Source organism: Chromobacterium sp. Rain0013 (assembly GCF_015291765.1).
GTDB lineage: Bacteria > Pseudomonadota > Gammaproteobacteria > Burkholderiales > Chromobacteriaceae > Chromobacterium > Chromobacterium haemolyticum.
Map to the genome: position 1 here is coordinate 4,088,157 of NZ_CP031514.1, position 20,439 is coordinate 4,108,595.

18 protein-coding genes and 1 tRNA gene are annotated in these 20,439 nt (G+C 62.7%); 12 read left to right on the forward strand and 7 right to left on the reverse strand.

Features of this window, described 5'->3' with window-relative positions; translation table 11 throughout:
- Positions 1-144: 144 nt before the first annotated feature.
- The 5 genes from rplT to DXT74_RS18610 all read right to left on the reverse strand — a co-directional run bounded on the left by rplT (position 145) and on the right by DXT74_RS18610 (position 3,600).
- Positions 145-504 (reverse strand): 50S ribosomal protein L20, encoded by a 360-nt coding sequence (gene rplT / locus DXT74_RS18590; protein ID WP_019103240.1) that lies wholly within the window; start codon positions 502-504, stop codon positions 145-147.
- A gap of 12 nt (positions 505-516) precedes the next feature.
- Positions 517-714: a 50S ribosomal protein L35 gene (rpmI, locus tag DXT74_RS18595; protein WP_019103239.1), complete on the reverse strand. Its 198-nt coding sequence runs from the start codon at positions 712-714 to the stop codon at positions 517-519.
- A gap of 167 nt (positions 715-881) precedes the next feature.
- Entirely contained in the window at positions 882-1,406 is a 525-nt protein-coding gene (gene infC, locus DXT74_RS18600) for a translation initiation factor IF-3 (RefSeq protein WP_081556240.1), read from the reverse strand.
- A gap of 41 nt (positions 1,407-1,447) precedes the next feature.
- Positions 1,448-3,349: a threonine--tRNA ligase gene (gene thrS, locus DXT74_RS18605; protein WP_019103237.1), complete on the reverse strand. Its 1,902-nt coding sequence runs from the start codon at positions 3,347-3,349 to the stop codon at positions 1,448-1,450.
- A gap of 174 nt (positions 3,350-3,523) precedes the next feature.
- A tRNA-Val gene (locus DXT74_RS18610) sits at positions 3,524-3,600 on the reverse strand.
- A 160-nt stretch (positions 3,601-3,760) separates the two neighbouring features.
- Here DXT74_RS18610 and tgt point away from each other — a divergent pair.
- The 8 genes from tgt to DXT74_RS18650 all read left to right on the forward strand — a co-directional run bounded on the left by tgt (position 3,761) and on the right by DXT74_RS18650 (position 14,593).
- On the forward strand, positions 3,761-4,876 hold the full coding sequence (tgt, locus tag DXT74_RS18615) for a tRNA guanosine(34) transglycosylase Tgt (protein WP_019103236.1): 1,116 nt from the start codon (positions 3,761-3,763) through the stop codon (positions 4,874-4,876).
- Between the two features lie 128 nt (positions 4,877-5,004).
- Positions 5,005-5,331 (forward strand): preprotein translocase subunit YajC, encoded by a 327-nt coding sequence (gene yajC / locus DXT74_RS18620; protein WP_019103235.1) that lies wholly within the window; start codon positions 5,005-5,007, stop codon positions 5,329-5,331.
- Positions 5,332-5,399: 68 nt separating this feature from the next.
- Entirely contained in the window at positions 5,400-7,247 is a 1,848-nt protein-coding gene (gene secD, locus DXT74_RS18625; RefSeq protein ID WP_194426727.1) for a protein translocase subunit SecD, read from the forward strand.
- Between the two features lie 9 nt (positions 7,248-7,256).
- On the forward strand, positions 7,257-8,192 hold the full coding sequence (gene secF / locus DXT74_RS18630) for a protein translocase subunit SecF (protein ID WP_043633823.1): 936 nt from the start codon (positions 7,257-7,259) through the stop codon (positions 8,190-8,192).
- Between the two features lie 82 nt (positions 8,193-8,274).
- Entirely contained in the window at positions 8,275-8,919 is a 645-nt protein-coding gene (locus DXT74_RS18635) for a DedA family protein (protein WP_043633826.1), read from the forward strand.
- Between the two features lie 212 nt (positions 8,920-9,131).
- The gene (mutL, locus tag DXT74_RS18640; RefSeq protein WP_194426728.1) at positions 9,132-11,033 is read left to right on the forward strand and encodes a DNA mismatch repair endonuclease MutL; all 1,902 of its coding nucleotides are present in this window, start codon (positions 9,132-9,134) and stop codon (positions 11,031-11,033) included.
- Between the two features lie 3 nt (positions 11,034-11,036).
- On the forward strand, positions 11,037-11,858 hold the full coding sequence (locus DXT74_RS18645) for an MBL fold metallo-hydrolase (protein WP_194426729.1): 822 nt from the start codon (positions 11,037-11,039) through the stop codon (positions 11,856-11,858).
- A gap of 356 nt (positions 11,859-12,214) precedes the next feature.
- Positions 12,215-14,593, forward strand: a complete 2,379-nt coding sequence (locus tag DXT74_RS18650) for a glycosyl hydrolase family 18 protein (protein WP_194426730.1) — start codon at positions 12,215-12,217, stop codon at positions 14,591-14,593.
- Here the strand turns inward: DXT74_RS18650 and DXT74_RS18655 are convergent.
- Positions 14,581-14,784: a hypothetical protein gene (locus DXT74_RS18655; protein ID WP_043633835.1), complete on the reverse strand. Its 204-nt coding sequence runs from the start codon at positions 14,782-14,784 to the stop codon at positions 14,581-14,583. The two genes, DXT74_RS18650 and DXT74_RS18655, sit on opposite strands and share 13 nt — an antisense overlap.
- Before the next feature lie 89 nt (positions 14,785-14,873).
- Here DXT74_RS18655 and sgrR point away from each other — a divergent pair, with 89 nt between their 5' ends.
- The 4 genes from sgrR to DXT74_RS18675 all read left to right on the forward strand — a co-directional run bounded on the left by sgrR (position 14,874) and on the right by DXT74_RS18675 (position 18,882).
- Positions 14,874-16,556: an HTH-type transcriptional regulator SgrR gene (sgrR, locus tag DXT74_RS18660; protein ID WP_194426731.1), complete on the forward strand. Its 1,683-nt coding sequence runs from the start codon at positions 14,874-14,876 to the stop codon at positions 16,554-16,556.
- Positions 16,557-16,661: 105 nt separating this feature from the next.
- A complete protein-coding gene (locus tag DXT74_RS18665) occupies positions 16,662-17,207 on the forward strand; it encodes a MarR family winged helix-turn-helix transcriptional regulator (RefSeq protein WP_194426732.1) in 546 nt (181 codons plus the stop codon).
- Positions 17,204-18,418 carry a cyanate transporter gene (locus DXT74_RS18670; protein WP_194426733.1) on the forward strand — a complete coding sequence of 405 codons (1,215 nt, stop codon included), beginning with the start codon at positions 17,204-17,206 and terminating at the stop codon, positions 18,416-18,418. The genes DXT74_RS18665 and DXT74_RS18670 overlap by 4 nt, the downstream gene beginning before the upstream one ends.
- Positions 18,419-18,465: 47 nt before the next feature.
- Positions 18,466-18,882, forward strand: coding sequence for a RidA family protein (locus tag DXT74_RS18675; protein ID WP_194426734.1), 417 nt, complete (start codon positions 18,466-18,468; stop codon positions 18,880-18,882).
- Between the two features lie 55 nt (positions 18,883-18,937).
- On the opposite strand, the gene DXT74_RS18680 is transcribed toward DXT74_RS18675, so the two are convergent.
- Positions 18,938-20,410, reverse strand: a complete 1,473-nt coding sequence (locus tag DXT74_RS18680; protein ID WP_196783788.1) for an FAD-binding oxidoreductase — start codon at positions 20,408-20,410, stop codon at positions 18,938-18,940.
- Positions 20,411-20,439 lie beyond the last annotated feature (29 nt).

Consider the following 20,439-nt stretch of genomic DNA (forward strand, 5'->3'; position numbering starts at 1 on the left):
ACACCGTATGCGAAAGAAAGCTGGCCACACGCGCCCCAGAATCCGAGCGAGTCTGGCCAACCGTCTTGATCTTGAATCATGCTCGCGGCTTGGCCGCATTAAAAAAAGGGAGGCATGTGCCTCCCTTTTGATCCGTCCGGGCGATTAAGCAGCGAGGCTTGCTTTCGCCTTTTCGACGATCTGTGCAAAAGCCGGCTTGTCGAACACGGCCAGGTCGGCCAGGACCTTGCGGTCGATTTCGATAGAGGCTTTTTTCAGGCCGTTCATGAATTTGCTGTACGGCAGGCCGTTTTCACGAGCAGCTGCGTTGATACGAGCAATCCACAGTTGACGGAACTGACGCTTTTTCTGACGACGGTCGCGGTAAGCGTACTGACCGGCTTTCATCACCGCCTGTTTGGCGATGCGATAGACGTTCTTCCGGCGGCCGCGATAGCCTTTCGCCAGTGCGAGGATTTTCTTGTGACGAGCACGAGCGGTTACACCGCGTTTTACGCGTGGCATATCTTAGTCTCCTTAAGCGTAGGGCATCATTGCGCGAACAGAGGCCATGTTGGTGCTATCTACCATGGTAGTGCCACGCAGTTGGCGCTTGTTCTTGGTGGTTTTCTTGGTCAGGATGTGACGCTTGAACGCGTAAGAGCGCTTTACACCACCATTGCCCAGTACTTTGAGACGCTTTTTCGCGCTCGACTTGGTTTTCATTTTCGGCATGGACTGCTCCTGCTGAATTTTGATTAGATTAGACGCGAGGTGGTTGCCAGACGGATCTGGAAACGCTTGAAAAACCATCGTGTCACGCTTTTGGGCAGATCGTTGCCGACCTACAAAATCAACACGGCAGAGCGAACCCTGCCGTGTCGATTTGATGATTATACCGATTATTTCTTCTTCGGCGCAATCATCATGACCATCTGGCGGCCTTCGAGCTTGGGAAACTGCTCAACAACCGCAATTTCAGACAAGTCGGCTTCGACTCGCTTAAGCAATTCCAAACCGATGTTCTGGTGGGCCATCTCACGACCGCGGAAGCGCAGGGTGACCTTGGCCTTGTCGCCGTCAGCCAGGAATCGGGTCAAGTTGCGCAACTTGACGTTGTAGTCGCCGTCGTCGGTACCCGGACGGAACTTGATTTCCTTGATCTGAACCTGTTTCTGCTTCTGCTTGGCTTCGTGACGCTTCTTGGACTGCTCGTACTTGTACTTGCCGTAGTCCATCAGCTTGCATACCGGAGGCTGCGCGGTTGGGGAGATTTCCACCAAATCCACGTCACCTTCCTCCGCCAGCGCCATTGCCTCACGCAGACTGACAACACCAATCTGCTCACCTTCTTTACCTACCAGACGAATTTCACGGGCGGTAATCTCGCCGTTGATCCGTGCTTCGCGTTCCTGAGCTATAGCCAAATCTCCTATTAATCTAAACTCAATGCCTGCCGCTGCCGGAATCAGGCCTCAGGCATCTCAGCCTTGAGGCGCGCAATGAGCGCATCCAGCGTAAGCTGCCCCAGGTCTTCCCCGCGGGAGCGTACGGCAACCAACTCGCCAGCCTTCTCCTTGTCGCCGACGATAATCTGGTACGGCAACTTTTGCAGGCTGTGCTCGCGAATTTTATAGCCGATCTTCTCGTTTCTCAAGTCAAGATCAACGCGGAAGCCTTGTTCGCGCAGTTTCGCGGCCACATCGGCCGCGTATTCGGCCTGCGCTTCGGTGATATTCATCACCACCATTTGTACCGGAGCCAGCCACAACGGGAAGGCGCCGGCATGGTTTTCGATCAGGATGCCGAGGAAACGCTCCAGCGAACCCAGCGCAGCGCGATGCAGCATCACCGGGCGCTTGCGGCTGTTGTCGTCGGCCACGTATTCTGCATCCAGACGCTCCGGCAGCATGAAGTCCAACTGCAGGGTGCCGCACTGCCAGGAGCGGCCCAGCGCGTCCTTGATATGATATTCGATCTTGGGACCGTAGAACGCCCCCTCGCCCGGCAACTCCTCCCACTCCACACCGCAGGCGCGCAGCGCTTCGCGCATGCCTTCTTCAGCCTTGTCCCAAGTTTCTTCGGCGCCGATGCGCTTTTCCGGACGCAGCGCCAGCTTGATCGCAACCTTGTCAAAGCCGAAGCGCTCGTACACTTCCATCACGAGGCGATGGAAATCCTTGGCCTCTTGGTTGATCTGATCTTCGGTACAGAAGATGTGACCGTCGTCCTGCACAAAGCCGCGCACGCGCATGATGCCGTGCAGCGCGCCGGAGGGCTCGTTGCGGTGGCAGGAGCCGAACTCCGCATAACGCAGCGGCAGGTCGCGATAGGAACGCAAGCCGCTGTTGAATACTTGCACATGGCCGGGGCAATTCATCGGCTTGACCGCGTAGTCGCGCTTTTCCGACTCCGTGATGAACATGTTTTCGCGGTAGTTGGCGGCGTGGCCGGAACGCTCCCACAGATGAGCGTCCATCATCATCGGGGTGCGGATTTCCTTATAACCTTCGCGGTTCAACTTGTCGCGCATGTATTGCTCGACGCTCTGCCACAACTGCCAGCCCTTGGGGTGCCAGAACACCATGCCCGGCGCCTCGTCCTGCAGGTGGAACAGGTCCAACTGCACGCCCAGTTTGCGATGATCGCGCTTTTCCGCCTCTTCCAGCATGTAGAGATAGGCGTCCAGGTCTTCCTTCTTGGCCCAGGCGGTGCCGTAAACCCGCTGCAGCATTTCATTCTTGCTGTCGCCGCGCCAGTAAGCGCCGGCCACCTTCATCAGCTTGAACACTTTGAGCTTGCCGGTGGACGGCACGTGCGGGCCGCGACACAGATCGGTGAATTCGCCCTCGCGATACAGGCTCAACACCTCGCCTTGCGGGATGGACTCAATGATCTCGGCCTTATAGGCCTCGCCTATGCTCTTGAAGTAGGCAATGGCCTCATCGCGCGGCAGCTCGTAGCGCTCCACCGGAATGTCCTTTTTCGCCAGCTCGGCCATTTTCTTTTCGATGGCGGCCAAGTCTTCCGGCGTAAACGGGCGCTTGTAGGCGAAGTCGTAGTAGAAACCGTTCTCGATCTCCGGCCCGATGGTGACCTGAGCCTCCGGGAACAGTTCCTTGACGGCATAGGCCAGCAAGTGAGCGGTGGAGTGACGAATAATGGACAGACCGTCCGCATCCTTATCGGTGATGATGGCCAGATCGGCGTTGCGAGCGATGGTGTGGGAAGTGTCCACCAGCACGCCGTCGACGCGGCCGGCCAGCGCCGCGCGCGCCAACCCGGCGCCGATGGACGCAGCCACTTCATGAACCGTCACCGGTTTATCGAACGAACGGATCGAGCCGTCCGGCAAGCGAATGTCTGGCATGTCAACTCCAACAAGGCGAGAGAGAAATTTTTAGAAAGCGAAGGGTAAAAAAAAAGTGCGGCCTGAGCCGCACTTTTTTTGCATGGAACAACCCGCAAGGCTCAGCTAGCGTGAGTATGTCGGGTTGTGGTAGTTCGCAAGTTGTACACTTGTAACGCTCCATGCGTTTGAATTTGGTAGGCACGATTGGACTCGAACCAACGACCCCCACCATGTCAAGGTGGTGCTCTAACCAGCTGAGCTACGTGCCTGTCGTCGAGTTGCGAATACTAAACAAGCCCACCCGTCTTGGCAAGCGTTTTTTTCATCGGCCTCAAGAGGGAAATGGGAACAAAGCCCCAGCGGACGCGGCTTACGGTATACTAGCCGGCTGATTTTGCTAAACAAACATACCAGAGCAATCCCCGAATCATGCTGAAGTTTACCGTACATAAAACCTCCGGCGGCGCGCGGCGCGGCACGCTGGAGCTAAACCACGGCACCGTGGAGACGCCGGTGTTCCAGCCGGTGGGCACTTACGGCTCGGTCAAGGCGATGAGCCCGGTCGAGTTGAACGACATCGGCGCCCAGATCATCCTGGGCAACACCTTCCACTTGTGGCTGCGCCCGGGGCTGGAGATCGTCGAACAGTTCGGCGGCCTGCACGAATTCATCGGCTGGGACAAGCCCATCCTCACCGACTCCGGCGGCTTTCAGGTATTCAGCCTGTCCGATATGCGCAAGCTGACCGAGGAAGGCTGCACTTTCCAAAGCCCGATCAATGGCGACAAGCTGTTTCTGAGCCCGGAAATCTCGATGAAGATTCAAACCGTGCTCAACTCAGACATCGTAATGCAGCTGGACGAATGCACGCCGGGCCAGGTGGACCACGCCACCGCGCAGAAGTCTCTGCAGATGAGCTTGCGCTGGGCCGAGCGCTCCCGCCGCGCCTTCGACGATCTGAAGAACCCCAACGCGCTGTTCGGCATCGTTCAGGGCAACCTATATACCGATTTGCGCCAGGAGTCGCTGGAAGGCCTGATGCAGGTGGGCTTCGACGGCATCGCCATCGGCGGCCTGTCGGTGGGCGAGCCCAAACCGGAAATGTACCGGATGCTGACCGAACTGAAGGACATGCTACCCGCGGAAAAACCCCATTACCTGATGGGGGTGGGCACGCCGGAGGACCTAGTGCACGGCGTGGCCAACGGCGTGGACATGTTCGATTGCGTAATGCCAACCCGCAACGCGCGAAACGGCTGGATCTTTACCCAGTGGGGCGACGTCAAAATCAAGAACGCGCGCTACAAGGACGACAAGCGCCCGCTGGACGAGGAATGCGAGTGCTACGCCTGCCGCAACTTCAGCCGCGCCTACCTGCACCACCTGCACCGCGTCGGCGAAATTCTGGGCGCCCGCCTCAACACCATCCACAACCTGCACTATTACCAGGAATTGATGCGCCAGATGCGCCGCGCTATCGAGGAAGACCGTTTCGAGGACTTCCGCCTGGAGTTCGCCGCCAAGCGCGCCCGCGGCGTCAACTAAGGAACCACTCGCTGTCTCGGTCTGTCACAGGCCTGACCGTTGCAAGCATTGGAAAAAGCGGACCAGCATGGCTACAATGGTCCGTTTATTTTGACCAGCCATAACAAATAATCTAAGGGAGTAGTTTGATGTCCTTTATCAGCCCCGCCTTCGCCAACACCGGCGCCGCAGCAGGAGGTTTCGATCTGATGGGTTTCCTGCCGATGATCGCCATCTTCGTGCTGTTCTGGTTCCTGATGGTTCGCCCTCAGCAGAAGCGCATGAAAGAGCATCAGAAGATGCTGTCGGAAATTCAGAAGGGCGATGAAGTCGCCACCCAAGGCGGCATCGTTGGCCGCGTAGCCAAGATTGGTGAACAATTCCTGACCCTGGAAATCGCCAACGGCGTGGAAATTACCGTTCAGCGCGGCTCGGTTTCCGCCAAGCTGGAAAAAGGCACGCTGAAGTCGCTTTAAGGATTCAGCCGACGGCCACCGCAGCGCGCTGCCGGTGGCCGGTTCATTTTCTTTTCCCGAACTAAAACATGAACCGCTACCCTCTTTGGAAATACCTCGTCATTGCGGTGGCCCTGATCCTTTCCGCGATCTACACGCTGCCCAATTTCTACGGCGAGACTCCTGCGGTCCAGGTCTCCAGCTCGCGCCAATCCATTCCGGTGGACACCGCCGTGATGACGCGCGTGGAAGAGGCACTGAAGGCGCAGAACATCACTCCCGACGGCCTGTTCCTTGACGGCGCCAGCCTGCGAGTCCGCTTCAAGGACGCCGACACCCAGTTGAAGGCGCGCGACGCCATCCAGCACGCGCTGGGCGACAATTACATCATCGCGCTGAACCTCCTGTCCGCCTCCCCCGCCTGGCTGACCAGCCTGAAGGCGCATCCGATGTTCCTCGGCCTCGACCTGCGCGGCGGCGTGCACTTCCTGCTGGAAGTGGACATGAAGGCCGCCATCGACAAGACGATGGAACGCTACGCCGGCGACCTGCGCCGCGAGCTGAAGAACAAGAAAGTCCGCTACGGCGCGATCAAACGCAACGGCAACACGCTGGAAGTGCAACTGCGCGACGCCGACACGCTGAAGTCCACGCAGGACGTGGTCTACCGCAGCCTGCCCTCGCTCACCGTCAAGAGCGACGACAGCAACTACCGGCTGACGCTGACCCTGAAGCCGGAGGAGATCACCAAGATCCAAGGCGACGCGGTCAAACAGAACATCACCACGCTGCATAACCGCGTCAACGAACTGGGCACTTCCGAGCCCATCATTCAGCAAAACGGCCCGAACCGCATCGTCGTGCAGTTGCCTGGTATTCAGGACACCGCTCGCGCCAAGGACATCATCGGCCGCACCGCCACCTTGGAAGTGCGCATGGTGGAGGATGACCCGAGCAAGATGGCCGACGCCATGGCCGGCAACGTGCCCGCGGGCTACGAGCTACTGGACGAAGCCTCCTCGCGCGGCGTGCAGAAAATCCTGGTGCGCAAGGACGTTGAGCTGACCGGCGACAATATCAACGACGCCCAGGCCGGCTTCGACGAAAACGGCGCGCCCGCCGTCCACATCAATCTGGACTCCGCCGGGGCCTCCATCTTCCGCCAGGTAACCGCTGAGAACATCGGCAAGCGCATGGCGATGGTGCTGGTGGAAAAAGGCCGCGCCGAAGTGGTCACCGCGCCGGTGATCCGCTCCGAAATCGGCGGCGGCCGCGTACAGATCTCCGGCAGCATGAACCCGGCCGAAGCCAACGACACCGCGCTGCTCTTGCGCGCCGGTTCGCTGGCCGCGCCGATGAACATCGTCGAAGAGCGTACCGTCGGCCCGAGCCTGGGTCAGGAAAACATCGAGAAGGGCTTCCACGCCACGCTGTGGGGCTTTGCCGCCATCGCCACCTTCATGATCCTGTACTACGGCATGTTCGGCGTGTTCTCCGCGCTGTCCCTGGCGATCAACGTCTTCCTGCTGCTGGCGCTGTTGTCGATGATTCAGGCCACGCTGACCCTGCCCGGCATCGCCGCCATCGCGCTGGCGCTGGGCATGGCCATCGACGCCAACGTGTTGATCAACGAGCGCATCCGCGAGGAACTGCGCAACGGCGTGCCGCCGCACTCGGCGATCCAGGCCGGCTACACCCACGCTTGGCACACCATTCTGGACTCCAACGTCACCACCTTGATCGCCGGCCTTGCGCTGCTGATCTTCGGCTCCGGCGCGGTGCGTGGTTTTGCCGTGGTGCACAGCCTGGGCATCCTGACCTCGATGTTCTCCGCGGTAGTCGTTTCCCGCGGCCTGGTCAACCTGTGGTACGGCCGCCGCCGCAAACTCACCACGCTGGCCATCGGCCAGGTGTGGAAACCGGAAAACAAAGGATAAGGACCGGACATGGAGCTTTTCCGCATCAAACGGGACATCCCGTTCATGAGCTACGGCCGGCTCACCACGACCATTTCGCTGGTGACCTTCATCCTGGCCGTGTTCTTTCTGGCCACCCGCGGCCTGAACTACAGCGTGGAGTTCACCGGCGGCACCGTGCTGGAAGTGCAATACCAGCAGTCCGCCGACCTGGGCGCCATCCGCGACAAAGTGGACGAGCTGAAGCTGGGCGAATCCACAGTGCAGAGCCTGGGCAGCAGCCGGGATGTGATGATACGCCTGCCCAACAAGCCGGGCGTCACTTCCGCCCAGCTGTCTGAAAAAGTGATGGGCATGCTCAAGGCCAGCGACAGCGCCGTGCAGCTGCGCAAAGTGGACTTCGTGGGCCCCAGCGTGGGCGAGGAACTGGTGACTCATGGCCTGACCGCCACCATCCTGGTGTGCGTGGGCATCATGATCTACCTGGCCATTCGCTTTGAGTGGCGCTTCGCCATCGCGGCCATCATCGCCAACATGCACGACGTGGTGATCATCCTGGGTTGCTTCGCCTTCTTCCGCTGGGAGTTTTCGCTGACCGTGCTGGCCGGCATCCTGGCGGTGCTGGGTTACTCGGTCAACGAATCGGTGGTGGTGTTCGACCGGATTCGCGAGAACTTCCGCAAACCGGGCATGAAGGGCCATAGCGTGGCCGAGGTCATCGACAACGCCATCACCGCCACGATGAGCCGCACCATCATCACCCACTTCTCCACCGAGATGATGGTGGTGTCCATGCTGCTGTTCGGCGGCCCGGCGCTGCACGGCTTCGCCATGGCGCTGACCATCGGCATCGTGTTCGGCATTTACTCGTCGGTGCTGGTGGCCAGCCCGATCGCCCTGTGGCTGGGCGTGAAACGCGAGCACATGATCAAGCCGGTGAAACCAAAAGAAGAAGCGGTCGTCTGATCACTTCTCCAAACGCTGGCCGGCTTGTCCGGCCAGTTTTACATTTAACCCGAGCAGCACCCTTACCGAGCGCAACGACATCATGGAAGCCATCACTTTTCTGATCGACTTCATCCTGCACATCGACACTCATCTGACCCAGCTGGTGGCCGCCTACGGCCTCTGGATCTACGCCATTCTGTTCCTGATCGTGTTCTGCGAAACCGGGCTGGTGGTCACCCCCTTCCTGCCCGGCGACTCCCTGCTGTTCGTCGCCGGCGCGCTGGCCGCCATGGGCCAGATGAACCCGCACTTGCTGGTGCTGCTCCTGATTGTCGCCGCCATCCTTGGCGACGCGACCAATTACGCCATCGGCCGCAATGTCGGCATGAAGCTGTTCGATAAATTCCCGCGCATCCTGAAGCCGCAATATCTGGACCGAACCCACGCCTTCTACGAACGCCACGGCGGCAAGACCATCATCTTCGCCCGCTTCGTGCCCATCGTGCGCACCTTCGCGCCCTTCGTCGCCGGGATCGGCAAGATGCACTACCCGCAGTTCCTGCGCTACAACGTGGTGGGCGCCATCGCCTGGGTGGTTGGCTTCACTTACGCCGGCTATTTCTTCGGCAACCTGCCCTTTGTTCGCAAAAACCTGGAATTGCTGATCTTCGGCATCATTCTGGTTTCCTTCCTGCCGGGGCTGATTGAAATCTGGCGCCACAAGCGCGCGGCCGCCCGCGGCTGATCCGTAGTAGAATCGACAAGGTCGCCCAAAGACCTGTTCAAAGCCTCGCGGGACAAGGCGAGACAAGGCGAAAACGGCTGAAGAAGCGGAGTGTACAGACTGTACATGAGTATTCTGAAGACGATTTCGACGCCGTATCTCCAACGCGCAGCAGACACTGAACAGGCTCTTCGCGCGGCCTTTTGCTTTGACATCACGCCCACATGCCGCTCATGAAACGCATCCAACGCCTGCCCGACCACCTCGTCAACCAAATCGCCGCCGGCGAAGTGGTGGAACGCCCCGCTTCCGCGCTCAAGGAGATACTGGAAAACAGCCTGGACGCGGGCGCCTCCAAGATCACAGTGGACCTAGCCCAGGGCGGCATCAAGCTGCTGCGCGTCACAGACAACGGCAGCGGCATCGCGGCGGAAGACTTGGCGCTGGCTCTGGACCGCCACGCCACCAGCAAGATCGCCTCGCTGGACGATCTGGAAAACGTCTCCACGCTGGGCTTCCGCGGAGAGGGTCTCGCCAGCATCGCCTCGGTGTCGCGGCTGACCCTGGTCAGCCGGCCGCCGGACGCGGAACACGCTCATCAAGTCATCGCCATCGACGGCGCGCTGCACCCGGTGGAGCCTGCGGCCCACTCGCCCGGCACCAGCGTGGAAGTGGTGGATATCTATTTCAACACTCCGGCCCGGCGCAAATTCCTGAAAAGCGAGAATACCGAATACGCGCATTGCGAAGCCGTTTTCGAACGCATCGCACTGGCGCATCCGCACGTTGAATTCATGCTGCGCCACAACGGCAAGGTCATCTGGCGCCTGCCGGCGCAAAGCCTGGCCGAACGCGTGGGCGCGATGCTGGGCAAGGACTTCGTCGCCGCCGCCATCGAGATCGACACCGCCGCCGGTCCGTTGACGCTCAGCGGCTTCGTCGCCTCTCCCACTTATTCCAAGGCCAGCCGCGACGCCCAGTACTTCTACGTCAACGGCCGTTTCGTCCGCGACAAGACCGCGCTGCACGCGCTGCGTCAGGCCTATCGCGACGTGCTGCACCACGAGCGCCACCCCGCTTACGCGCTATTCCTGACCATGGAGCCGTCCGGCGTCGACGTCAACGTGCACCCGACCAAAATCGAGGTGCGCTTCCGCGAATCGCAGGCCATCCACCAATTCCTGTTCCACAGCGTGCACAAGGCCTTGGCCAGCACCACCGCCGGCGCCGCGCCTACCGTTCAGATCGCCAACGCGGATAACGAAGCGGAGGCCGCTCCCGCGCTGCCCCAGGGCGAATCCGCGCCGCTGTTCGACAAATCATTCAGCCGCACCGCCGCACCGCCTTCCGGCGGCTCCTCGCCGCAAACCGGCTTCCGCTACCAGCAGCAAGCGATGCCGCTGCACGTGGCCAGGGAGGCCACCGGCATCTACGACAAGCTGTTCGGCGGTCTTCGCGAGGAAGAGCGCGCCCAGACCGCCGCGCCGGCGCCCGTGGAATACAGCCTGCCGCCGCAGCGCGTGGCCGCGCTGCCGCAAAGCGCGGACGGCATTCCGCCGTTGGGCTTCGCGCTGGCGCAGCTACACGGCGTCTATATCCTCAGCCAGTGCGAAGACGGGCTGATTCTGGTGGACATGCACGCCGCCCACGAGCGCATCGTCTACGAACAACTAAAAACCGCGCTGGAAGCCGACACCATTCCAATGCAGCCCTTGCTGCTGCCGGTATCCTTCGCCGCCGATCGCATGGAAGTGGCGACCGCCCACGAACACGGCGAGGAAATGAAGCGGCTGGGCATCGAACTGGCGCCGCTGTCTCCCACCCAGATCGCCGTACGCGGCGTGCCGGTGTGGCTGAAGGACGGCAACCCGGTGGATCTGGCGCGCGCGGTGCTGAAGGACGTGCGCGAATTCGGCCTCAGCCAGGTGCTGACCGAGCGCCGCAACGAACTCTTGGCCACCATGGCCTGCCACGGCGCGGTACGCGCCAACCGACAGCTGACGCTGCCGGAGATGAACGCGCTGCTGCGCGACATGGAAGCCACTGAACGCTCCGGCCAGTGCAACCACGGCCGCCCCACCTGGACCCGGCTGTCCATGCGCGAGCTGGACAAGCTGTTCATGCGCGGCCAATAAACGATGCGCGTCACCGTTCTGGCGGAAAACCACAGCCTGCGGCCGGACCTGATCGCCGAACCCGGCCTGGCGCTGCTGATCGAGGACGGCGAAGAGCGCATCCTGTTCGATACCGGCCGCAGCGACGCGCTGCTATACAACGCCAGCCAGCTGGGCGTCGATCTCGCCACGCTGAGCCGGGTAGTGCTCTCCCACGGCCATTACGACCACAGCGGCGGCCTGCCGGCGCTAAGCCGGCTGCTGCGCGAACGCGCGGCGCCGCTGCTCCCGCTGCTGGCCCACCCCGAGGCCTTCCAAGCGCGCGAAGCGCGGCTGGGGCCGATCACGCTGCGCAAACTGGGCGCGCCGCTTGCCGCCGCCGAACTGGAAACCAGCTTCGAGCTGCAACTGCACGCCCAGCCTCACGCCTTCGCCGACCGCTATGTCTTCCTCGGTCAGATTCCGCGGCTGCGCCACGCCGAAGGGCGCGGCACCCTGGGCCGCCTAATCGACGCGCGCGGCCACCGGCCGGACCCGGTGGCCGATGATTCGGCACTGGCCTATCGCGGAAAGCAAGGTCTGATCATCTTCAGCGGCTGCGCTCATTCCGGCATCCGCCACATCGTCGACTACGCGCGCGAAGTGTGCGCCGAACCCCGCGTCCACGCGGTGATAGGCGGCTTCCACCTGCGCAGTGCCAGCCCATGGCGCGTCTGGCAGACCCGCCGCTACTTTCAGCAATTGGCGCCGGACCGCTTGTTCGCCTGCCACTGCACCGGCTACGCCCGTCACGCGCTGACGCTCCAGCATCCCATCGCCGCCGGCAGTCAACTGAATTTCGACTAAACCTGTTTCGATAATTCCTGCCGCGAAAAAACGACAGTTCGCTCGCCTCGCTACTATTCACGGTCAAGGTGCCGCATTGCAGCATTCCGCCCGCCGCGCCTCCCCTCTCCCAAGCCCCCAAACAGCGTAAGCGCCGCCCAGCCGGGCTTTGGCCGGTTGGGAAATTCGCTCCCGCTCTGGCACTAGCAAACAGCCGCGTAAATACACCTGAAAAAAAGAACAGGTGTGTGCTTAGTCCCTCCATGCACATGCTTAGACCCAATACCACTTACATACAACTTTAATACAACTTAAATACAAGTCGGCGCTTCCCGCCGGCCTTTCGCCCCCGCCTTTTTCCAAGAAGGAGATGGACTGTGAGCAAAGCCTTACTGCTGCTGAAAACCGGCCTGGCCGGCACCGCCGTGGCCGGCGCCGCGCTGCTGGCCGCCCAGCACGCCCCCACCGCCGCCAAAGCGCCGGCCTCCGCCGCGCGCGACAGCCTGATCAGAACCGCGGCCGCCAGCTGCGCGGACCCGGCCTGGAGCTCCGGATCGATCTACACCGGCGGCCAGCGCGTCAGCTACCAGGGCCAGACCTGGGAGGCCAAATGGTGGACTCAGGGCAACACGCCCGCAGCCGGCGACGCCAGCCCGTGGAAGCTGATAGGCCAGTGCGACGGCGGCGGCGGAAACCCGACCGAACCGCCGCTGGTGCAAGTGCCGCCGCCCACCGGCAACGCGCTGTGCCGGCCGGAAGGCCTGGCGCGCACCGACGGCGTGGACGTGCCGTATTGCGCGGCCTACCAAAAAGGGGGCGCCGAACAACTGGCCAACGGCAGCCGCAAGCGTCTGATCGGCTACTTCACCAGCTGGCGCACCGGCAAGAACGGCCAGCCCGCCTATCTCGCCAGCGACATCCCCTGGGGCAAGCTCACCCACATCAACTACGCCTTCGCCCACGTGGACGGCAACAACCGCCTGTCGGTCGGCGAGAACAATCCCGGCAACCCGGCCACCGACATGAGTTGGCCGGGCGTGCCCGGCGCTGAGATGGACGCCAGCCTGCCCTATAAGGGCCACTTCAACCTGCTGACCCAGTACAAGCGCAAATATCCGGGCGTCAAAACCCTGGTTTCGGTGGGCGGCTGGGCCGAAACCGGCGGCTACTTCGGCGCGGACGGCAAACGGGTCAACAGCGGCGGCTTCTACAGCATGACCATCAACGCCGACGGCAGCGTCAACCAATCCGGCATCGACGCCTTCGCCGACTCCGCCGTTGCCTTCCTGCGCAAATACGGTTTCGACGGCGTGGACATCGACTTCGAATACCCAACCTCGATGAACGACGCCGGCAACCCGCTGGACTGGAGCGTGGCCAACGCCCGCCGCGGCTCGCTGAACAAGGGCTTCAACGCGCTGACGCGAACGCTGCGCGAACGGCTGGACCGCGCCGCCGCCCAGGATGGCCGCTACTACCAGCTCACGGCCGCGGTACCGGCATCCGGCTATCTGCTGCGCGGCATGGAAGCCTTCCAAAGCCTGCGCAACTTCGACTTCGTCAACGTGATGTCCTATGACCTGCACGGCGCCTGGAACGAGTTCGTCGGTCCCAACGCCGCGCTCTACGATGACGGCAAGGATGCCGAACTGGCACGCTGGAGCGTGTACACCACCGCGCAATACGGCGGCATCGGCTATCTGAACACCGACTGGTCCTACCACTACTACCGCGGCGGCCTGCCGGCGGCGCGCGTCAATATCGGCGTGCCCTACTACACCCGCGGCTGGAAAAACGTCAACGGCGGCAGCAATGGACTGTGGGGCACTTCAGTGGGCGGCAACTGCCCGACCGGTCTGAAAACCTGCGGCGACGGCGCAGTGGGCATAGACAATCTGTGGCACGACCTGGACGAACAAGGCCGTGAAGTGGGCGCTGGCTCCAACCCGATGTGGCATGCCAAAAACCTGGAGAAAAACCAGGCCGGCAGCTATCTGTCCGCCTATCTGGACCCGAGCAAGCCGGAAAACCAGCTCAACGGCAGCTACCAGCGCTTTTACAACGACACTCTGAGCGCGCCGTGGCTATGGAACGCCGGCAAGAAGGTATTCCTGTCCACCGAGGATGAACAATCTATCGCTAAGAAAGCCGCCTGGGTCGACGCCAACAACGTCGGCGGCGTGATGTTCTGGGAACTGGCCGGCGACTACGACTGGAAACAGGACCGCAACGGCGGCAAGGGCGAGTACTTCATCGGCACCACGCTGACCAGCCTGCTGTACAACGCCTTCAGCAAACCGGCCGCCGTCAGCGTCAAACCCGCCGCCGCGCCGGCAGCCACCGCGGCGATCGACGTGGGCTTCTCGCTTGACGGTTTCGCGCTGGGCGACAGCAATTATCCGATCAACCCCAAGCTGACCATCACCAACCGCTCCGGCAGCAGCCTGCCTGGCGGCACTGAGTTCCAGTTCGACGTGCCCACCTCGGCGCCGTCCAATTTCGCTGACCAGTCCGGCTTTGGGCTCAAGGTGATCAGCGTCGGACACAGCGGCAACAATATCGGCGGCCTGAAGGGCGACGCTCATCGTGTCTCGGTCAAGCTGCCGTCGTGGCAAACGCTGGCCCCGGGTCAGAGCGTCAGCCTGGCCGTGGTCTACTATCTGCCGATCTCCGGTCCGCGCAACTTCAGCGTGACCCTGGCCGGCAAGACCTATGCCATCCGCGATGAGGCGCCCTACCTGCCTTACTTACGCTGAACTCCCTCGTTCTCCTCAGTACCTTCCAAGCCGGGTTCGCCCGGCTTTTTTTCTGCGCCGTCTTCCGTCGGCAGTTGCCATTGCATCAGCTCGTTCAAGCTGGCCAGCGCCGCTTGCGGCGTCAGGCCGAGCACCGGCTTTTTGCCGTCGAGAAAGCGTCGATAAAACAATAAGATCTGTTCGGTTTTCATCGCTGTGGACTCCCGCTGTGGATGCGAGTATTGTCGGCGCAATATGAGGCAATAAAAATTGCTGACTTTGAATCAGGAAACTTCCCCTTATGTCCGCGCGGCTCGCCCAGCAATACCAAAAACTCCACCGCCATTTCGCCGGCCAGACCGAGGCCGTCTCGCTGCAGCAGCTGGCGGATCTGCTGTTCTGCACCCGCCGACACATGCGCAGCCTGCTGCAACAGATGCAGGCTCAAGGCTGGATAGCATGGCAAGCGCGGGCCGGCCGAGGCATGCGCTCGCGGCTGAGCTTTCTGCAAGCTCCGGAGCAGCTGCAACGGGAACGCGCCGCGCAACTGCTGGAGCAAGGCAAGGTGGAACAGGCGGTGGACCTGCTGGGCGACGACCGCGGCGAACTGGCGCCCTTGCTGCTGGCGCGGCTGGGTAAACGCTGGAGCCAAGACCGCCAAGTACTGGGCGTGCCCTACTACCGGCCGTTGCCCAATCTCTACCCCGGCACGCCGCTGCGCCGCTCGGAACGCCATCTGGTTGGGCAGATTTTCAACGGCCTAACCCGGATAAACGAGGAAAAAGGGGAAGTGGAAGGCGATCTCGCCCATCACTGGAACCAGCACAGTCCGCTGGAATGGCATTTTCACCTGCGCCCGGCGGTACGCTGGCATGACGGCGTCGAACTCGGCGTCGCCGATGTCCAGGCCTCGCTGCTGCGGCTGCGCGCGCAGCCGCTGTTTTCCCACCTGGCTGCGGTGCGGCCGCTGTCGCCGCGCAGCCTGGCGCTGGAATTGAGCGAGCCCGACCAGTGGCTGCCCTGGCTGCTGGCCGACAGCGCCGCTCTGATCTTGCCCGCCGACCACGCCTCGCGCGCCGACTTCGCCTCCCGCCCGGTGGGCACCGGCCCCTATCGCGTGGCCGCCAATACCCGCCACCAGCTATGCCTGCAAGCCTTCGACGACTACTTCGGCTACCGCGCGCTGCTGGACCAAGTGGATATCTGGATGATGCCGGAGCTGGGCGAGCAGTTGGAGCACGGCGACGGCCAAGTCTGCGGCCTGGAAGTGCGTATCAACCCGCGCGAGCCCAGCGTGCAAACCGAGATGGCGCTGGAGTCCGGCGTGTATTTCTTGCTTGCCGACAGCCGCTCGCCCCTCATGCGCGATACGGCGCTGCGCGACTGGCTGGCCCAAACACTGACCCCGTTGGCCGTCATGCACGAAACCGCGCCGGCGGTGCGCCAGTACTGGGCCCCGGCCGCGGGCTTGCTTCCCAACTGGCACCACGCCCAGCCCCCCCTGAACCTGCAGCCGCCGGCGGGGCTGAGCATGCTGCGGCTGGCCTATTACGAACAGCATCCGGAGTACCAATTGATCGCTGCCGCGATGGCTCGCTGTCTTCTAAGCCACGGCGTGGCGCTGGAGTGCCGCGCGCTGCCTTACGCCGACTGGGAACAGGGGCAGGCCGAGGCCGACTTATGGCTGGGTTCGGTCAACTTCGCCACCCGGCCGGAATACTCTGTGGCCGCCTGGGTGCTGGGCACTCCGCTGCTGCGCCGTTGTCTGGAGCCGGCGCTGCCGCTAACGCAATGGCGCCAAGGCTGGCGCCAGGGCCTGTTTCACGCTCAGGACCTGTCCGCCGCCGTGGTCCAACAACGCTGGATGCTGCCGCTGTTTCACAACTGGCTGCGCCTGCAGGGCCCGGCCCAGATGCAGGGCGTGCGCCTCAACAGCCTGGGATGGTTCGATTTCAAATCCGCCTGGCTGCACCCGGACAGCTGAAACGGAGGATGACAATGACGCTTCATGCATCCATATAATTTCATATAAAGATACTTGATGTGAAATATCTTCCCAGGAATACATATCCATGGCATAATCGCCGCCATGGACAAAATCGACACCATTATTTCCCAGTGGCGACGCGAGCGCCCCGACCTCGATAGCGCCAGCATAGGCATCATTGGCCGGCTGGCGCGGCTGGTCACTCATGTCGAACGGGCGCTGGCCGACAACTTCGCCCGCTTCGGGCTCAAGGACGGCGAATTCGACGTGCTGGCCACGCTGCGCCGCGCCGGCGCGCCCTATCAGCTCTCCCCCACCATGCTGTACACCACGCTGTTGCTGACCTCAGGCGCGATCAGCAAGCGGCTGGACCGGCTGGAAAACGCCGGCTGGGTGGAGCGCCTTCCCGACCCCAACGACCGCCGCGGCATGCTGATCCGATTGAGCCCGACCGGGCTGGAACTGATAGAACAGGCGATGAGCGCCCACATCGCCACCCAGGAAACCGCGCTGTCCGCGCTGACCGAGCCACAACGCGAGCAACTGGCCGCGCTGCTGAGCCAATGGCTGCAAAGTTTCCCAGGAGAAGCGCAAGCCGAGCCCAAGCTCATGCCTAGCCTCGCCCCCACCGAAAGAAGAACCTCATGAAGCAAGACACTCCCGTTCAGCGCCCGCTATGGCTGGCGTTGTCCATCATCCTGGTGGGCCTCAACCTGCGGCCCGCCCTCGCCGCCATCGGTCCGCTGCTGGATCAGTTGCGCCACGCCACCGGCATGAGCTTCAGCGATGCCTCCCTGCTCACTACGCTGCCGGTGGCCACCATGGGCGCCGGCGCCTTTTTGGGGAGTTGGCTGGAACGCCGCGCCGGCGCGCGCCAGGGGGTGGTCATCGCCCTGCTGCTCATCCTCTTGTCCAGCGCGCTGCGCTGGCTGCCCGCCAGCTTCAGCGCGTTGTTGGCCACCGCCTTGATGGCCGGCATCGGCATCGCGCTGGCCCAGGCTTTGATTCCCGGTTTCATCAAGCAGCATTTCCCGCATAAGGTCTCCGCGTTGATGGGCTTCTACATCACCGCCATCATGGGCGGCGCCTCGCTGGCCGCCGCTGGCGCGCCGTGGCTGGCCACGCATAGCGCGCACTGGCGGAACGGGCTGGCCGCCTGGGCCGCGCTGGCCGTGCTGGCGCTGCCCTGCTGGCTGCTGAGCGCGCCGCGCGGCGTTCCCGGCGGCGGCTCCGCCGCCCGAGCGCCGCAATTCAGCCAGATTCCGCGCGCCTGGCTGCTGGCCTTCTATTTCGGCATCGGCACCGCCGTGTACGCCAGCTCGCTGGCGTGGTTGCCCGCCTTATTCGTACAATTGGGATGGAGCCAGCAGCAAGGCGGCCTGATGCTTAGCTTCATGACCGGCATGGAAGTGGTGTCAGGCTTGACCATTCCGCTGCTGTCGGCGCGCAGCCATGACATGCGCGGCTGGCTGACTCTGGTGCTGCTGGCGGTGCTGGCCGGCCTGCTGGGCATGGTGCTTGCGCCGCACGGCGGCCTGCTGTTGCTGTGGGTGGCGCTGCTGGGACTGGGCGTGGGCGGCCTGTTCCCGCTGACCATGATCCTGACGCTGCACCACTATGAAGACGCGCGCAACGCCGGCCAGCTGTCGGCTTTCGTGCAGGGGATCGGCTATCTGATCGCCGCGGTGGCGCCGTTCGCCGCAGGTTGGATCCGCGATGCCACCTCCAGCTTCAACCTGGCCTGGCTGTGCCTGGCGCTGTTGATCACCGGCCTGCTGGTGCTGACCCGCCGCTTTGCGCCGCAGGGCTACGCCGAGGCGATGCAAGCCCCCGCCGCCGTCGCCGCGCAAACCCGCTAACCCCAGGGCGGCGCTGCGCCGCCCGGCAAACCAGCAGGAGAAAACCGATGAGCAACGCAATCCCCTTCAGCCTGAGCAATCCCGCCGGCCTCTACGACCCGGCGCCCAACGGCTATTCCCATCTGGCCATCGTCAACCCCGGCAGCCGCATGTTGCTGGTGGCCGGCCAGGGCGGCGAAAACGCCGCCGGCGAGCTGGCAGACGGCTTCGAGGCGCAAGTGCGCCAAGCCTTGGCCAATCTGCGCACCGCGTTGGCCGCCGGCGGCGCCGATCTCGCCCACGTCGCCAAGCTGACGGTATTGATCGTCGATCACAGCGAGGCGCGGCTGCAGGCCTTCGGCGCGCTGTTAAGCGCCGCCTGGGGCGCGCTGCCAACGCCGACCTGCACCCTGATCCCGGTGCCGCGGCTGGCCTTGGACGGCATGCTGTTCGAAATCGAGGCCACCGCCTTCCTGCCCGCCTGAGGCGAAGCCAACCCGCCATGCACTTGTTCAAACGCAGCAGGCTTTAAACCGACGATTAGACCATCAGATATTGATTCCACAGCTGATTGCGGAAACGGCTGGCAGGATCCAATACCCGCTTCAGTGCCAACAGCTTTCCGGCGCCGGGATAAGCCTGGTGGAATTGCTCGCGGCTGGCATGCAGCTGATAAGGCAGGTAATAGCTGCCGCCCTGAGCCAGCGCGGCGTCTATCAATTGGCGGGTCCATTGCCCCACTTGGCGCCGCGCGGCTTCGTCCTTGCCTTGCCGGTAATACAGCACCAGCGAGAACACCTCCTGCCGCGCCCAGGCCAATACGGTGCCAGCGTCCGCCGGTGAATGCCGAATCGACACATTGAGTGCGGCCACCTTGTGCGTTTCCAGAATCGTCGCCATCGCGGCGACAAAATGCTCCAGTTTAGCCACCGGGACAAAGTACTCCTGCAACACGAAGCTGTGCTCAGCATCCGCGATGCGGCCCAGCGAGGCCACATCCAGGCTGGCCTCCCTGTTGCGCCAGAGCACGGCGGCGCGGGCGAAGCGCAACGGATCCGCGATCTTCTTGCGCAAGACTGGCCCACCAGGCAATTCTGCCCAGGCACGGATCGCGCCCTCTTGCAGCCAATAGCGCTGTCCTTGAGGCGTTAGCCGGCGGCTATCCGTCAGCGATTTATCACTCACGCGCCAAGTCACTGCGGTCGCCATCTGGAAATAAGGCGGCGCCAGATCGGCGTTGTGCATCACCGCACGGCTGTCAGCGCGAACATGCTTGAAGAAGAAATCGCGGTAGTCATCCAGACTCATGCGATTGACCTGCCGCTCCAACCGCTGGTTGTCCGTCAGTTCCAGCTCTACTTCGCAGATCACGCCTAGCGCGCCATAAGCGCCTATCGCCGCAAAAAACACCTCCGGCCGCTGTTGGCGGCTGGCCGACAGCAAACTGCCGTCGGCCAACGCGATCACGATGGAGCGCACCGCGTTCACCAGCGGCCCCAGGCCGACGTAACGGCCGTGGGCGTTCACCGACAATGAACCGCCAATGCTGAAGTTGGCATAGCTCTGCATGATTTTCACAGCCAACCCATGCGGGTCTATCCATTGCTGCAGCTCACGCCAGCTCATGCCGGCCTGAACCCGCGCCAAGCGCAAGCGCGGCTCCAGGCTGAGTAGGCGATTGAAGCGTCGCATGTCCAGATGCAAACTACCCGGACTGGCTATCTGCCCACCCATGCTGAAGCGGCCACCGCCTATCGACACCGGGCCGGGCCACTGCCGCAGCGCTTGCTGAATGTCAGCATTGCTGCGCGGCGTCGCCACTTGCGCCACAGCCACCGGATTCATACCAGTGATGTCGTTGACCACTTCACCGGTGGCTGTCGCCCCCCAGGAGAGCAGCGGCTGGCATAGCGGCGCCGCCGCACTCAACAGCCCGGCTTTGAGCAGGGCGCGGCGCAGCGGATCGACAGTGGAGGCAGGGACGGGACGGAGAGTAAAGGGAGGTCTCGGCATGCGCGGCAGTCTACGGACAGCCCGATGTC